The organism is Pseudomonas sp. FW215-R2, from assembly GCF_058789255.1.
In genome coordinates, this window is record NZ_JBYTBO010000020.1 from 1 (window position 1) to 14,787 (window position 14,787).

Below are 14,787 nucleotides of genomic sequence, written 5' to 3' on the forward strand. Positions count from 1 at the left end.
CACCCCAGCCCTCTCCCCCAGGGGGGCGAGGGGGAAAGGGAGCCGATCGGGGGATGCTCCAGTCCTGAGTTCAACACAAGATTTTCAGGTCGGTGTACTTCGAACATTCAACTCCGTCAGTCCCCTCTCCCTCGGGGAGAGGGCTAGGGTGAGGGGAACGGCTTCACGCGGTCGTGCTGACCAGCGAGCCAGACGTACTCGAATCAGACTCCTGCAACGCCGCCAACAACGCCGCCGTCGCCGTCTGCAACGAAGCCGAAGTCGTCGCGATCTGCGATTGCGCCGCCGCAACGTCCGCCGCCTTGGCATCCTGACTTTCCTGCTTGGCCTGTGCCGCTTGCAGAGCCTGTTGCTGTTCCTGCAATTGCTTCTGCAACTCGGCAATCTGCTTGCGCAGTTCTTTCACCGTATCCGATTCATCGCTGCTGGAACTGCTGTCACCCGACGGTGCAGCGCCGCCACCCGCCGCCACTTTGCTGGTGTCAGCTTTCACACCGGCGCTGGCCGCCGCAGTGGTCGAGGTGTCGTCGCCCGTGTCGGCGATCGAGGTTTTGCTGGTAGGCGTGGTGACGGTCTGATTAATCGAAACAGACGTGATGCTGACCATGGGAATTCTCCAATGACGGTTATGAATAACCGGCCATCGGCGGCGGCCTGCACGAATTGAGATCGACTGTGTACCGACTCGGTAACCGGGCCGGTACACAGTCACTGGCGGGTCAGACGCTCAGGCGAGCGGTGACGTCGTTCAGTTGGCCGGACAGACCGTGCAGGTTCTGGCTGGCGCTTTCGGTGCGCTGCACGTTGTCGAGGTTGGTGCTGGCGATCGACGTGATCTCGGTCAGGTTGCGCGAGATGTCCTCAGCCACCGACGTTTGCTCTTCAGCCGCCGTGGCGATCTGGCGGTTCATGTCGCGAATCGCTTCCACCGCGTGAGTGATGCGCTCGAGCATGGCGCCGGCCTGGGTCACTTGCTCGACGCTTTCATCGCTGCGGGTCTGGCCGCTGTCGATGGCGTGGGCCGCATCCACTGCGCCGGTCTGCACGCTCTGGATGATCTGGTTGATCTCGATGATCGACTCCGCCGTACGCTGCGCGAGGTTACGCACCTCATCGGCCACCACCGCAAAACCACGCCCCGCTTCACCGGCACGAGCCGCTTCGATGGCGGCGTTGAGCGCCAGCAGGTTGGTCTGCTCGGCGATCCCGCGAATCACTTCCAGCACCTTGCCGATGCGACCGCTGTCGGCTTCCAGACGACGGATGACCGTGGCGGTGTTGGCGATTTCGCCGCGCATCTGGGTGATGCTGTGGATGGTGCTCTGCATGACCTTTTCACCCTGCTGGGCGGACTGGTCGGCATCGTCGGCAGCACGCGCTGCGTCGGCCGCATGACGGGCGACTTCCTGGGCGGTGGCGGACATTTCGTTCATCGCCGTGGCTACCTGATCGGTGCGGTTGAACTGCTCGTTGGTACCGCCGGCCATCACGGTGGCGATGGCGTTCAACTCGCCGCTGGCGCTGTCCAGATCCTTGGCGCTGCGCTGCAGGTGGTTGAAGGTTTCAGCGAGGAAATCACGCAGGGTGTTGGCCGCGGCGGCCAGGTTGCCCAACTCGTCCTGACGGCTGCTGGACACACGCTCGACCAGACGGCCCTTGCTCAACTGGGTGACGTAGTCGATGAGCTTGCGGATCGGCTCGACCAGGTTGCGGTTGACCAGCCACAGGCTCAACAGACCGATCAACAGGCCGGATGCGAGCATCACCAGAATCCCCAGCAACACGGTGCGATCAGCACTGGCACTGATCAGCGCCGACTGTTCGGTGCCCTGCTTGCGCAGTTCGCCCACCAGTTCGCTCATCTGGTCGCTGGCGGCGCGGTCGACGCCTTTGACGGCGGTGTCGCCCGCGGTCGGATCTGCACCGGCGGCTACGTAGGCATCGCGACCTTTCTGGTAAGCGGCGCCGAGCAGACGGTGTTCTTCACGCAGGCGCTCGATACGGGTTTTCAGCGCAGGCTCAAGGCCTTTCTGATTGGCCAGTTCACCGAGGATGTTCTGCACATCGCGCTGGCGATCTTCGAACTGGCCCCAGTACTTGGCCAGGTCTGCCGGTTGTTTGCCGCGCAACAGGACGTTTTTCCACTCCTGCACCTGCACCTTGAATTGCAGGTTGGCTTCGTCGATCAGTTGCGACGTGTGCAAGGGGCCGGCAATCAACTGGCTGTAGTTCTGCACGCCGTTGGACAGGAAATGAAAGCAGGCCAGCGCGATCAACAGCATCGCCAACAGACTGCCGCTCAGCAGGGCGAGAATTTGCGCTCTCAGGGATTTTTGCAACATCGCAGGTACTCATGACAGGGATGAGGCACGTCCGGTAAGACGTGAATTGTGGCCGGACATCCGTGTCGGCGAACCTTGGCTCTTGGCCGAAGGCGCGCAACCTAACTCATGCGTGATCGGCGTGCCAGAGGGCTTCTTGAGAAAAATCCGACCACCGGTAAGGCATTGATTCTGGCGTCATTTAGCTGTCACCAAAACGTCACACCGCATTGCAATGATGCGGCTCAGGTGAATCTGCAAATCCCGCGACAGACGCCCTCCTCCCAGCGAGACTTCATGAACCACAGCCTCGATATCAGCCATCGCGATCCAGACCTGTTCGGTTTGCTCTACGGTTTCCGTTTCCGCCCCGGCGAGCGTGGTCGCGAAGTCGACTCGGCGACTGCCCTGCGCTGCCTGCAGGACGACAGCGATAGCGATGAGTTTCTCTGGCTGCACCTGAACCTGGCGCACGCCGCGTGCGAGCGCTGGATGAAAAGTCATCTGCAATTACCCGAAGAGTTTTTCGAAGCGCTGCATGAAGGCTCGCGCTCGACCCGTATCGAGCATGTCGATTCGGCGTTGCTGGCGGTGGTCAACGACGTGGTGTTCAACCTCAGCAGCATGGTGTCGTCGGACGTGTCGACGCTGTGGGTCTGCGTGCGCAGCAAACTGATCGTCAGTGCGCGCCTGCAACCGCTGCACTCGGTGGACAAGCTGCGTTCGTCGGTGAAGGCCGGCGAGTGCTTTCGCTCGCCGTCGGAATTGCTCGTGCACTTGCTGCGCGACCAGGGCGAAGTGCTGACCCAGATCGTGCGCAAGACCAGCATGAGCGTCGATCAGGTCGAGGACGAGTTGCTGTCTTCGCGACTGTCGACCAACCGCGCCGAACTCGGCGCCAACCGACGGGTGCTGGTGCGCCTGCAACGACTGCTGGCGCTGGAGCCGGGTTCGCTGCTGCGCCTGCTCAATCGGCCGCCACCGTGGTTGCAGAAGGAAGACGTGAAGGAGCTGCGCAAGTCCACCGAGGAGTTCGCGCTGATCATCAACGACCTCACGGCCCTCGGTGAGCGGATCAAGTTGTTGCAGGAAGAGATCGCCGCCAACCTCAATGAGCAGAGCAACCGCACGCTGTTCACCCTGACCGTGGTGACGGTGCTGGCGCTGCCGATCAACATCATTGCCGGTTTCTTCGGCATGAACGTCGGCGGTGTGCCGCTGGCCACTGATCCGGAAGGGTTCTGGATTCTGGTGGCGCTGGTGGTGACGTTTACCGTGATTGCCGGGCGCTGGGCGTTTCGCAAGCGCGGGGATTACTGAGCGCTGCCGAGCGCCGACACGCTCGTTCCCACGCTCCGCGTGGGAATGCATCAGGTGACGCTCTGCGTCACAGGGACGCGGAGCGTCCCGGGCGGCGTTCCCACGCAGAGCGTGGGAACGATCAGTCACTATTAAGCAAGACCAACGGCGCGGCTAATCCGCCAAACACTGACCTGCCGCAGTCTCTCTGTAATATTTAGCAACGATCATGGGCAACACTCCTTCCCCCGCTCAGGATTGTCCTCCCATGGCTACTCCCTCCCTGACCGCCAGCCCGGCCTCCGCCCCCAGCGGCAGGCCGGCGCTCGACAAGAAAACCGGCCCCTTCACTTACGTGGTGTTCTTCGCCGTGCTGGCCATGGGGATGCTGTTCACCGCCTACAGCCTGATGCACGACATGCACGAGCTCGGCACGGTGGTCACCACCTGGACCCCGTTCCTGCTGCTCGGCGTGGCGCTGTTGATTGCGCTGGGCTTTGAGTTCGTCAACGGTTTCCACGACACCGCCAATGCCGTGGCCACGGTGATCTACACCCACTCGCTGCCACCGAATGTGGCCGTGGTGTGGTCGGGTTTCTTCAACTTCCTCGGCGTGTTGCTTTCGAGTGGCGCGGTGGCGTTCGGCATCATCGCCCTGCTGCCGGTCGAGCTGATTCTGCAAGTCGGCTCGTCCGCCGGTTTCGCGATGATCTTCGCCCTGCTGATCGCCGCGATTCTGTGGAACCTCGGCACCTGGTGGCTGGGCCTGCCGGCCTCTTCGTCGCACACGCTGATCGGTTCGATCATTGGCGTCGGCGTAGCGAATGCCCTGATGCATGGCCGCGACGGTACCAGCGGTGTGGACTGGGCCCAGGCCACCAAGATCGGTTACGCACTGCTGCTGTCGCCGCTGGTGGGTTTCGGTTGCGCGGCGCTGTTGCTGCTGGCATTGCGCGCGTTCGTGAAGAACCGCTCGCTGTACAAGGCCCCGGAAGGCAACACCCCGCCGCCGTGGTGGATTCGCGGTCTGCTGATCCTGACCTGCACCGGCGTGTCGTTCGCTCACGGTTCCAACGACGGCCAGAAAGGCATGGGCCTGATCATGCTGATCCTCGTTGGCACCCTGCCGATGGCTTATGCGCTGAACCGCACCATGCCGGCGGATCAGGCGTTGCAGTTCGCCGCCGTGGCTGAAGTCACCCAACAGGCGCTGGTAAAAAGCGCACCGCTGCCGGCCCCGGCCGATCCGCGTCCGGTGCTCTCGGATTACGTGCGCAGCAAGCAAGCCTCGCCGCAACTGGTTCCGGCCCTCGCCGCACTGACCGGGCACATCGGTGAAGAAGTCAAAGGCTACGGTTCGCTGTCGAAAGTCCCGGCCGAGGCCATGGGCAACGTGCGGAACGACATGTACCTGGCCAGCGAAACCATTCGCCTGATGGACAAGAACAAGGTCGGCACCTTCGACGCCGACACCACCAACAAACTGCAATTGTTCAAGCAGCAGATCGACAACGCCACCCGGTTCATCCCGCTGTGGGTGAAGATCGCCGTAGCGATTGCATTGGGGCTGGGCACCATGGTTGGCTGGAAGCGGATCGTGGTCACGGTCGGCGAGAAGATCGGCAAGACCCACCTGACTTACGCCCAGGGCGCCTCGGCGGAAACCGTGGCGATGCTGACCATCGGCGCCGCCGACATGTTCGGCCTGCCGGTGTCGACCACCCATGTGTTGTCCTCAGGCGTGGCCGGGACCATGGTCGCCAACGGTGGCGGCCTGCAGATGAAGACCATCCGCAATCTGCTGATGGCGTGGGTGCTGACCTTGCCGGCAGCGATTCTGCTGTCGGGCAGCCTGTACTGGCTGTTCACCCAGATCTTCTGATCAACCGGAATCCCTGTGAGAGCCTTTGCTCCCACAGGGATTTGCGGCAGGAATCAGAGCGTCGAACGAATCAATTCCCCCAACCAGTCCATGAACACCCGCACTCGCAACGGCAAATGCCGCTGCCGGGCGTACAGCAGTGAAATGCCCATCGCCGGCGCGGTGTATTGCGGCAACACGGTCACCACCTCACCGGTGTCCAGATAGGTGTTCATGCCGGTACGCGGCACCTGGATCAGACCGAACCCACCCAGGCACGCCGACTCGTAGGCATCGGTGCTGTTGACCGTCACACTGCCCGCCATCGGCAAGCGGTAGATCTGCCCGTCCTGCTCATAGACAAACCCTTCCGATCGCGAACCCAGCACACCGACGTAATGCACCAGTCGATGCTGCGCCAGATCCTCAAGGGTCTGCGGCACACCGTAGCGCTGCAGATACGCGGGGCTGGCGCAGTTGATCATGCTGAAATCCCCCAGGTGTCGCGCCACCACCGACTGATCGGGTTGTGCGCCGATGCGCACCACGCAATCGAAGCCTTCGGCGAGCAGGTCGACCCGGCGATCGGTGCTGCTGATTTCCAGCTCCAGGTTCGGATGACGGGCCATGAATTCCGGCAACTTCGGCATGATCAGCCGCCGCGACAGAATGTTCGGCATATCGACCCGGATCCGCCCGGTCAGCGACGCTTCGTCCTGACGGAACAGGTTCTCGATTTCGTCCATGTGCGACAGCAGATCCTTGCTGCGCTCATACAACGCAAGGCCGTCCTGAGTCGCCTGGACCTTGCGCGTGGTGCGTTGCAGCAGACGCGTGCCGAGCAGGGTTTCCAGCGCCTGCACCTGCTCGGACACCGTCGAGCGCGGCAGCCCCAGACTCTCCCCTGCCATCGTAAAACTCGACAATTCGCTGACCCGGACGAAGGTGCGCAGCAGTTCCAGTTTGTTCATGGGCCACCCATTGATTGTTCGGACAATCCGACCAGTGATTCCGGTTTCAGTCTGTTTATCACCTCACGGCGGATAAATAAACTGGGCCCCATCAACCGTCACTGCCCTCGAGGAAGACCCATGAATCGCAAAATCGCATTGATCACCGGTGCCAGCCGTGGCCTCGGCAAGAACGCCGCCCTGCACCTCGCCGCGCAAGGCGTGGACATCATCGGCACCTACAACAGCCGCGCCGATGAAGCGCAATCGCTGGTCGAGGAACTGAAAACACTCGGCGCCAACGCCGTGATGCTGCAACTGGATGTCGGCCGCAGCGAAGGCTTTGCCGATTTCGCCGTGCGGGTCGGGCAAGCACTGCAACAGCTCGGGCAGTCGCGTTTCGACTTCTTGATCAATAACGCCGGGATTGGCGTGCATGCGTCCTTCGCCGAAACCACGCCGGAGCAGTTCGACCTGCTGATGAACGTGCAGTTGAAAGGGCCGTTCTTCCTGACTCAGCAATTGCTGCCGCTGATCAACGATGGCGGGCGGATCATCAACATCTCCAGCGGTCTGGCCCGTTTCACCCTGCCGGGTTATGCCGCCTACGCGGCGATGAAAGGTGCGATGGAAGTGCTGACCCGTTATCAGGCCAAGGAGCTGGGTGCGCGGCAGATCGCCGTGAATATCCTCGCACCGGGCGCCATCGAAACCGACTTCGGCGGCGGCGCGGTGCGCGACAATTCGGCGTTGAATGCGATGGTCGCCAGCAACACCGCACTGGGCCGTGCCGGGCAGCCGGATGACATTGGTGGTGCGCTGGCGCTGCTGCTGTCGCCGGGGGCGCAGTGGATCAACGGTCAGCGGATTGAAGCGTCGGGCGGGATGTTTCTCTAAACCCGGCAAAAATCCCGGACAAAAAAAATCGCAGCCCTCACAGGCTGCGATTTTTTTGTTTTCAGCTCTGGCAGACGCTGCGCATCACCAGCCGCTCGCGCACCACGTCATAACCCCAGTGATAGACGTAGGTGTACGGCAGGAAGAACAGCAGCACGCCAATGTCGAGCAGGAACGCCTGCCACAGGCTGACCGACAGCCACCAGGCAATCAGCGGCACGCCCATCACAATCAACCCGCCCTCGAACAGCAGCGCGTGCACCACCCGCACCCAGGCGTTGTGGGCGATGTTCCAGCGTTTGAGCAGACGGTCGAAGAAGCCGTTGAACACCACGTTCCAGCCCAGGGCCAGCAACGCGATGGCCATGGTGACGGCACCCATTTCGACCAGCGGTTTGCCCATGATCCACGCCAGCAATGGAGTACAGATCAGGATTGCCAGCAGTTCGAAACCGATGGCCTGGAAGATACGTTCAGTGATGGATTTGTTGGCAGTCATGGCCGAGTTCCTCTGTGAAGATGGTTGCCATGATCCAGCACCACACCGATACTTCATAACCAATAACCATCGATCAAGGCGATAGTTCATGGCCTCTCAGGAAGTGTTGCTCGCGTTTGTCCAGGCCGCCACTCAAGGCTCTTTTTCGGCAGCGGCGCGCAAACTCGGGCGCAGTCAGTCGACGGTGAGTGCGGCGGTGGCCAGTCTTGAGATCGATCTGGACCTGATCCTGTTCGACCGCAGCAGCCGCAAACCGACCCTGACCCCGGCCGGTCACGTGATGCTGCAACGGGCCGAGGCGATTCTGTCGGCCACCAGCCGACTGGAAATGACCGCGCGGCAATTGGCCCAGGGCGTCGAGCCGAAACTCACGGTGGCGATTTCCGACACTTATCAGTCCGACCGTTTCGAAGCCGCATTGGTGGGCTTCGAGCAGCGCTATCCGGATCTGGAGCTGGAATGCCTGATCGCCGAGTGCGATGACCTGATCGAACTGGTGCAACGCGGTCGGGCGCACCTGGCATTCGCCGAGATGCAGGACAACTACCCGCCGGACCTGGCGACCTCGACCGTCGCCGAACGCACTGAAATCGCCCTGTTCGTCGGCCGTAATCATCCGTTGGCGACGCAGGAATCCATCGATCAAACAGTCCTTGAACAGCATCGCGAGCTGCGCCTGGCCACCATCGTCAATCCCTATGACAGTCGCGGCAAAGGCCGGGTGTGGTCGGCGCCGAGTTATCTGATGCTGCTGGAGATGGCCGAAAAGGGCTTCGGCTGGGCACCGCTGCCGCGCTGGCTGGTGGAGCGTTTCGGTAACGATCTGCTGGTTGAGCTGAAGGTGCGCGGCTGGCCGAAACCGGTGTTCGTCGATGCGCTGTGGTCGCGGCTGTACCCGCCGGGGCCGGCGGGGAGCTGGTTGCTGAGCAAGATGCTCGAGTGACGATTCAAGCGGCAATCGCCGGCGGCCGATTGTGTTGAAAGTGCTCATGCAACCCGCGCATCGCCGGCAATTCCAGCGCCTGCGCCGCGTAGCACAACCCCACCCGCCGGGTCGGCGCCGGCAGGTGCAGCGCACGTACGACGATGCGTTCATGCCCGCTCACCAGCGACTGCGGCAACATCGCCACGCCGACACCCGCCGCCACCATGTGCAACGCCTGTTGCAGTGAACCGGCGTGCCCCGCCACCGCTTCCGGCGAGCGTCCGTAAAGCGCCATCAACCGCTGATGGGACGGATGTTGCGGGCAGGTGATCCAATCCTCGATCGGCGCCCAGCCTGCCTGCGCGTTGGCCATCGGATGGTCGAGTGGCAGCGCCATCACGTAAGACTCTTCCCATAGCGGCAGAAACAGTTCGTCCTCGCAGCACATTTCCTCGACCGCCAGCCGACCATCGCCGTGACAGCCTTCTTCCAGGGTCAGCAGCAGATTGGGCAACGCCTGATGGGCCATGCGCACAAAGGCTTCGATGTGACTGGCGGCGATGTCACCCTCGATGCCGAGGGTCAGCGGCGCGCGGTTTTCGCGGCCGCGAAACATCCGGCTCAGCGCCTCGGACTCGGCCACCATCCGTCGTGCCTGCGGATACAGCAGCCGCGCTTCGTCGCTGACCTCCACACCACGGGGCTGACGCACGAACAGCGTCGCGCCGAGTTCTTCTTCCAGCTGTTTGATGGTCACCGACAATGTGGGCTGACTGATGAACAGCCGTTGTGCGGCGGCGGTGATGTTGCGTTCCTCAAACACGGCGAGGAAGGCTTTGAGATGGCGGATATCCATAGGAGATTCCGATAGCAGACAGAGGAATAAGGCATTTTTCAGCCTCCAGCGGGCTAAATATACTGCGCTTCGAATCTGGTTATTTGTTTTTCTTATCTCAGGAGTTCAACCATGGGCAAGCCATTGATCATCATCACCGGCGCCAGCTCGGGCATCGGCGAAGCCACCGCACGGCGCTTGAGCGCTGCCGGTCACCCGCTACTGTTGCTGGCGCGGCGCATCGAACGCCTCGAAGCGCTGGCCCTGCCGAACACCCTCAGCCGCCGCGTCGACATCACCGACCGCGCCGCGTTGCTGGCCGCCGTTGCCGAGGCCGAAGCCCAATTCGGCCCGACCGATGCGCTGATCAACAACGCCGGGGTGATGCTGCTGGGCGAGATGAGCAAACAGGACCCGGCGCAGTGGGACCAGATGCTCGACGTCAACGTGAAAGGCTTGCTTAACGGCGTGCACGCGGTGGTCGCCGGGATGATCGAGCGCAAGCACGGCACCATCATCAACGTCAGCTCGGTGGCCGGGCGCAAGACGTTCCCGAACCATGTGGCGTACGTCGGCACCAAGTTTGCGGTGCACGGGTTGTCGGAAAACCTGCGTGAAGAGCTGTCGCCGCATAACGTGCGCGTGACCACGATTGCGCCGGGTGCGGTGGAGACCGAGTTGTTGAGCCACACCACGGATGAGGCGATCAAGACCGGGTATCAGGCGTGGAAGCAGGACATGGGTGGCACGGTGCTGAGCGCCGAGGATGTGGCGACGGCGATTGCTTATGCGTATGGGCAGCCGCAGGGGGTTTGTATTCGGGAGATTGTGATGGCGGCTACCCGCCAGCAGGCCTAAAGGCGAAAGGCAAAATCAAAAGTTCCCTCACCCCAGCCCTCTCCCGGAGGGAGAGGGAGCCGACCGAGGTGTCTTGCGTCTTACATCGACCTGAAAAATCGAGTCGATTATGGATTTAGAGCAAATCGCTCACGTCAGCACCGAGGTGTCTTGCGTGATACGCCGACCTGAAAGATCTGGTCGATTATGGATTCACGACGAATCGTTCAGGTCGGCGTATCTCTCCAATATCCCCGGATCGGTCCCCTCTCCCTCCGGGAGAGGGCTAGGGTGAGGGCAAGCGATCCAAAGCCGAAAGCCGCCCTTCAATAAACCGCCGCTCCGGCTCCTGCCGAGTCAATTCCAAGGCCCGCCGATAAGCCGCCCGAGCCTCCTCAACCCGCCCCAACTGCCGACAAAACTCCGCCCGCGCCGAATGCGCCAGGTGGTAATCCTGCAACTCCCCACGGTCCAGAATTCCTTCAATCAAGGTCAACCCGGCCAACGCCCCGTCACGCTTGGCCACCGCCACCGCCCGATTCAACTCGATCACCGGCGACGGCACCGCCCGCAGCAACACCTCATACAGCCCGACAATCTGTTCCCAGTCCGTCTCCCCTGCCGTCGGCGCTTCGGCATGCACCGCCGCAATCGCCGCTTGCAGGCAATACGGCCCGAAGCGTCCGGTGGTCAGCGCCTTTTCCACCAGATCACAGCCTTCGGCAATCAGTTCGGCATTCCACAATCCGCGATCCTGATCATCCAGCAGAATCAGCTCACCCTCGGGCGTCGACCGCGCCGACCGACGCGACTCATGCAGCAACATCAACGCCAGCAACCCCATGACTTCCGGGTCCGGCAACAACTCCAGGAGCAACCGCCCGAGACGAATCGCCTCACGGGTCAAATCCTCGCGGGTTACCTGGGCACCGCCGGACGCCGAGTAGCCTTCGTTGAACACCAGATAAATCACCCGCAACACGCTGTCGAGGCGCTCGGGCAACTCGCTCAGGCTCGGGACTTGATAAGGGATTTTTGCATCGCGAATCTTCGCCTTGGCGCGCACGATGCGCTGGGCAATCGCCGCCGGGGCCGAGAGAAATGCGCGGGCGATTTCCTCGGTGGTGAGATCGCAGACTTCGCGCAGGGTCAGCGGCACTTGCGCGTCCGCCGCCAGTGCCGGGTGGCAGCAGGTGAAGATCAGGCGCAGGCGATCGTCTTCCACGTCTTCAACGTCCCATTCGGACTGTTCCAGCTCCTCCAGTTGCGCCAGCAACAACGGCTGCGACGCTTTGAACCGTGCGCGCCGACGCAACACATCAATCGCCTTGAAGCGCCCGGTGGACACCAGCCACGCCCGCGGATTGTCCGGCACGCCGTCGCGTTGCCAACGCTCGACCGCAACGAAGAACGCCTCGTGCAAGGCTTCTTCGGCGAGGTCGAAATCGCCGAGCAGACGGATCAGGGTCGCAAGGATCCGCCGCGAGTCTTCGCGGTAGACCTGCGCGACCCGGGCCGCGACCTCAGACATTCAACTGCCGCACAGGACGCACTTCGACACTGCCGACCCGGGCCGCCGGAATGTTGCCGGCGACCTGGATCGCTTCGTTGAGGTCCCGCGCGTCGATCAGGTAGAAACCGGCCAACTGCTCCTTGGTCTCGGCGAACGGGCCGTCGGTGATCGACAACTTGCCGTTGCGCATGCGCACCGTGGTGGCGGTCTGCACCGACTCCAGTGCTTCGGCGGCGACCATCCGGCCGCTGCCCTGAATCGACTCGGCGTAGGCCCAGCATTCGGCGTCTTCCGGGCTGTCGGGCGACGAATGCAGCAGGCGCTCATCGCTGTAGACCAGGCATAAATACTTCATGGCGTTCTCCTGAATCGGACGGATCAACTATGGCTGAAGATCAGGGTTTCACATCAAACAGGGTCGAGCCAGTCATCGGATCGAACGGCGCCGACCAGTGTTCGTGGGCGATTTTCCACGCACCGTCGACCAGCCGATAGCAGGCGGTGGCGCGCATCCAGCAACTCTGGGTTTCGCCTTTTTCATTGGTGCCGCCGCAATTGGCGACCCAGTGGGCGAAGGCGATGTTGTCCCCGGTCTCGATGGCGATTTCGTGGAATTCGAAGATGTGCGGGCCAGGGCACATTTCCATGCAGGCCACCCAGTGGGCGCGGTAGGCCTCCTTGCCCTTGAATTGCAGGGCCTTGATCGCATCGAACGAGAGGATGTCGTCGGCGTACAGGGTCATGACCTTTTCCACGTCCTTGGTCATGACGGCCTGACGGTAGGTGTCGATCACGGCTTGAATCTGCGCTTGCGTACTCATGGGTTTTCTCCCTGGTTTTTGTTGTGAAGACACACTTGGTCGCTTGGCGATTGGCCGGATCGACAGCTGAAACAAAAAAATTCCAGAGAACGCAAAATCGCTAGAATCCGAGGCTCATCTTTGTAGGAAAAAGGAAATTCCCGTGTCAGCCCGACTCGTGCCTTACGAAAGCCTGAACGCCACCCAACGCCAACAGGTCGAGGCCATTGAAATCCACGCCGAGCAGATCAAGTTCTCCGGCGACATCCACGGCGCCCTGCACACGCTGCTGTCGAAACCCGGCCCCGGCGTGAAAGGTTTTGCCCTGCTGGCCGAGGAAGTGCCGGTGGCCTTCCTGCTGCTCAAGCGCCCGCCGGTGTTGCCGGAATGGGCCGATGAACACAGCGCCACCCTGCATGCGTTGCAGGTCGATCACCGGGCCCAGGGCAAGGGTTATGGCAAGGCCTGCCTGCTGGCGTTGCCGGAGGTTGCGCGCCAGGCCTGGCCGGAAATCAAAGGGCTGGAACTGTCGGTGGACGCTGACAACGATGCTGCGATTGCGCTGTATGCCAAGTACGGTTTCGTCGACAGCGGCGAAGCGTACAAGGGGCGCATCGGTTACGAGCGGCGCATGGGCCTGTTCTTTTAATCGTCGAGGGAGCAACGATGATCGATTCAATCGAAGCACTGGAAGCTATTTACGGATTGCCCCACGAACGGGCGGTGCGCAAACAGATCGGTTTTCTCAACGAGGACTATCAGGCGATGGTCCGGGTTTCGCCGCTGGTGATTGTCAGTTCGGTCGGCGCCGATGGCATCGACGGTTCTCCGCGCGGGGACGCGCCGGGGTTCGTGCGAATCATCAACGAGCGCACCCTGGCCCTGCCGGATCGCCCGGGCAACAACCGCATCGATACACTGCGCAACGTGCTGCACGATCCGCGAGTGTCGCTGCTGTTCATCATTCCGGGGATTGGCGAGACGTTGCGGGTCAATGGCACGGCGACCATCAGCGCTGATCCGGAGTTACTGGAAAGCTTCGCGGTCAACGGCAAACCGGCGCGCACGGTGTTGTTGGTGACGGTGGAGGCGGCGTTCTTTCATTGCTCGAAAGCGTTCGTGCGTTCGGACGCGTGGAATCCGCAAACCCACTTGCCGCGCTCGGCGCTGCCAACGGCAGGCGCGTTTCACAAGCGCCTGAACGAAGGTCAGTTCGATGCCGAGGCCTACGACCGTGAGGCCCCGGCGCGGGTGCGTGAAACCCTTTACTGACGCCGCCCATCGATCGTTCCCACGTCGAGGCGTCGAACCGTCTGCGTGGGAATGCAGCCTTTGACGCTCTGCGTCATGACGGTGCCAGGCGTTACATCAGCGGTGCGGCAGGAACGCGGAGCGTCCCGGTATGCATTCCCACGCAGAGCGTGGGAATGATCATGGGTCAGAGGGTCAGGATCATCTCGTGCCACGCCATCCCGCCGTGGTCGGACTCGGACGGTTTGATGTAGGCAAAACCGAATCCGGCGTACAGCGGGATGTGCCGTTCCTTGCACATCAGGTGAATCGTCGCCTTGCCCTGAGCGCGCATGCGCTCGATGAATTCGCCCAGCAGACGCTTGGCCAGGCCCAGGCCTTGATAGTCCGGGTGCACCACCACCGACATGATCACCACGTTCGGCCCCGCCGGATCGTGGCCGATCAGTTCCTTGAACGCCTCGTCGGACATCTGCACCTCGAACGCCGCGCCGGAGTTGATGAAGCCGGCCACCTGCCCGTCCACCTCGGCGACGATGAAACCGTCCGGCCAGGTGGCGATACGCGTGGCGATCTTCTCGCGGGTCGCGGCTTCGTCGCCCTCGTAGGCGAGGGTTTCGATGGCGTAGCAGCGATCCAGGTCGGCGGCGGTGACGTGGCGGATGACGGTGTTCATGGCGGCTCGAAATCAGTGGAAACAGGGCCGCCAAGGATAAAGGAATAAGGTGTTCATATCGATCCGCATGGGCGGCGTAAAGCCTGCGTATAAGCGCTTTTCTTCGGATTCGGGACGGTCTAT

General features: G+C 62.1%; 16 protein-coding genes and 1 pseudogene. 7 read left to right on the forward strand and 10 right to left on the reverse strand.

All coding sequences use genetic code 11. The features are described from left to right. Window positions 1-163: 163 nt before the first annotated feature. The 3 genes and pseudogenes from AC3WRD_RS23400 to AC3WRD_RS23410 all read right to left on the reverse strand — a co-directional run. Window positions 164-607, reverse strand: a complete 444-nt coding sequence (locus tag AC3WRD_RS23400; RefSeq protein WP_102621321.1) for a hypothetical protein — start codon at window positions 605-607, stop codon at window positions 164-166. A gap of 112 nt (window positions 608-719) precedes the next feature. Then, window positions 720-1,487 carry a methyl-accepting chemotaxis protein gene (locus AC3WRD_RS23405; RefSeq protein WP_371859721.1) on the reverse strand — a complete coding sequence of 256 codons (768 nt, stop codon included), beginning with the start codon at window positions 1,485-1,487 and terminating at the stop codon, window positions 720-722. A 165-nt stretch (window positions 1,488-1,652) separates the two neighbouring features. Then, window positions 1,653-2,342, reverse strand: a pseudogene (locus AC3WRD_RS23410) (methyl-accepting chemotaxis protein); the annotation flags it as partial. A gap of 276 nt (window positions 2,343-2,618) precedes the next feature. Between AC3WRD_RS23410 and AC3WRD_RS23415 the strand changes: the two are divergent. Then, entirely contained in the window at window positions 2,619-3,641 is a 1,023-nt protein-coding gene (locus AC3WRD_RS23415; RefSeq protein WP_096818170.1) for a transporter, read from the forward strand. Window positions 3,642-3,888: 247 nt separating this feature from the next. Then, entirely contained in the window at window positions 3,889-5,502 is a 1,614-nt protein-coding gene (locus tag AC3WRD_RS23420) for an inorganic phosphate transporter (RefSeq protein WP_102621319.1), read from the forward strand. 53 nt (window positions 5,503-5,555) lie between these two features. Here the strand turns inward: AC3WRD_RS23420 and AC3WRD_RS23425 are convergent, their stop codons facing one another. Further along, on the reverse strand, window positions 5,556-6,452 hold the full coding sequence (locus AC3WRD_RS23425; RefSeq protein WP_102621318.1) for a LysR family transcriptional regulator: 897 nt from the start codon (window positions 6,450-6,452) through the stop codon (window positions 5,556-5,558). 120 nt (window positions 6,453-6,572) lie between these two features. Here AC3WRD_RS23425 and AC3WRD_RS23430 point away from each other — a divergent pair, with 120 nt between their 5' ends. After that, window positions 6,573-7,328 carry an SDR family NAD(P)-dependent oxidoreductase gene (locus AC3WRD_RS23430; protein ID WP_096818176.1) on the forward strand — a complete coding sequence of 252 codons (756 nt, stop codon included), beginning with the start codon at window positions 6,573-6,575 and terminating at the stop codon, window positions 7,326-7,328. A gap of 61 nt (window positions 7,329-7,389) precedes the next feature. Here the strand turns inward: AC3WRD_RS23430 and AC3WRD_RS23435 are convergent, their stop codons facing one another. After that, window positions 7,390-7,827, reverse strand: a complete 438-nt coding sequence (locus AC3WRD_RS23435; protein WP_102621317.1) for a multidrug/biocide efflux PACE transporter — start codon at window positions 7,825-7,827, stop codon at window positions 7,390-7,392. Between the two features lie 88 nt (window positions 7,828-7,915). Between AC3WRD_RS23435 and AC3WRD_RS23440 the strand changes: the two genes are divergently transcribed. After that, complete coding sequence (locus AC3WRD_RS23440) at window positions 7,916-8,770, forward strand: LysR family transcriptional regulator (protein WP_102621316.1); 855 nt, start codon at window positions 7,916-7,918, stop codon at window positions 8,768-8,770. Window positions 8,771-8,774: 4 nt separating this feature from the next. Here the strand turns inward: AC3WRD_RS23440 and AC3WRD_RS23445 are convergent, their stop codons facing one another. Then, window positions 8,775-9,608, reverse strand: a complete 834-nt coding sequence (locus AC3WRD_RS23445; protein ID WP_102621315.1) for a LysR family transcriptional regulator — start codon at window positions 9,606-9,608, stop codon at window positions 8,775-8,777. Between the two features lie 111 nt (window positions 9,609-9,719). Between AC3WRD_RS23445 and AC3WRD_RS23450 the strand changes: the two genes are divergently transcribed. Further along, the gene (locus tag AC3WRD_RS23450) at window positions 9,720-10,445 is read left to right on the forward strand and encodes an SDR family oxidoreductase (protein ID WP_102621314.1); all 726 of its coding nucleotides are present in this window, start codon (window positions 9,720-9,722) and stop codon (window positions 10,443-10,445) included. Window positions 10,446-10,710: 265 nt separating this feature from the next. On the opposite strand, the gene AC3WRD_RS23455 is transcribed toward AC3WRD_RS23450, so the two are convergent. From AC3WRD_RS23455 to AC3WRD_RS23465, 3 genes are read right to left on the reverse strand one after another with little or no spacing between them, the layout of a single operon-like run. Then, on the reverse strand, window positions 10,711-11,955 hold the full coding sequence (locus AC3WRD_RS23455) for an RNA polymerase sigma factor (RefSeq protein ID WP_102621313.1): 1,245 nt from the start codon (window positions 11,953-11,955) through the stop codon (window positions 10,711-10,713). Beyond that, the gene (locus tag AC3WRD_RS23460; protein WP_007951101.1) at window positions 11,948-12,292 is read right to left on the reverse strand and encodes a YciI family protein; all 345 of its coding nucleotides are present in this window, start codon (window positions 12,290-12,292) and stop codon (window positions 11,948-11,950) included. Before AC3WRD_RS23460 ends, AC3WRD_RS23455 begins: the two co-directional genes overlap by 8 nt. Before the next feature lie 40 nt (window positions 12,293-12,332). Continuing rightward, window positions 12,333-12,758 (reverse strand): YybH family protein, encoded by a 426-nt coding sequence (locus tag AC3WRD_RS23465; protein ID WP_102621312.1) that lies wholly within the window; start codon window positions 12,756-12,758, stop codon window positions 12,333-12,335. A 142-nt stretch (window positions 12,759-12,900) separates the two neighbouring features. On the opposite strand from AC3WRD_RS23465, the gene AC3WRD_RS23470 reads away from it, so the two are divergent. Beyond that, entirely contained in the window at window positions 12,901-13,386 is a 486-nt protein-coding gene (locus tag AC3WRD_RS23470; RefSeq protein ID WP_102621311.1) for a GNAT family N-acetyltransferase, read from the forward strand. 17 nt (window positions 13,387-13,403) lie between these two features. Continuing rightward, window positions 13,404-14,009, forward strand: a complete 606-nt coding sequence (locus AC3WRD_RS23475) for a pyridoxamine 5'-phosphate oxidase family protein (RefSeq protein WP_102621310.1) — start codon at window positions 13,404-13,406, stop codon at window positions 14,007-14,009. A 166-nt stretch (window positions 14,010-14,175) separates the two neighbouring features. Here the strand turns inward: AC3WRD_RS23475 and AC3WRD_RS23480 are convergent, their stop codons facing one another. Then, entirely contained in the window at window positions 14,176-14,664 is a 489-nt protein-coding gene (locus AC3WRD_RS23480) for a GNAT family N-acetyltransferase (RefSeq protein WP_085730321.1), read from the reverse strand. Between the last annotated feature and the right edge of the window lie 123 nt (window positions 14,665-14,787).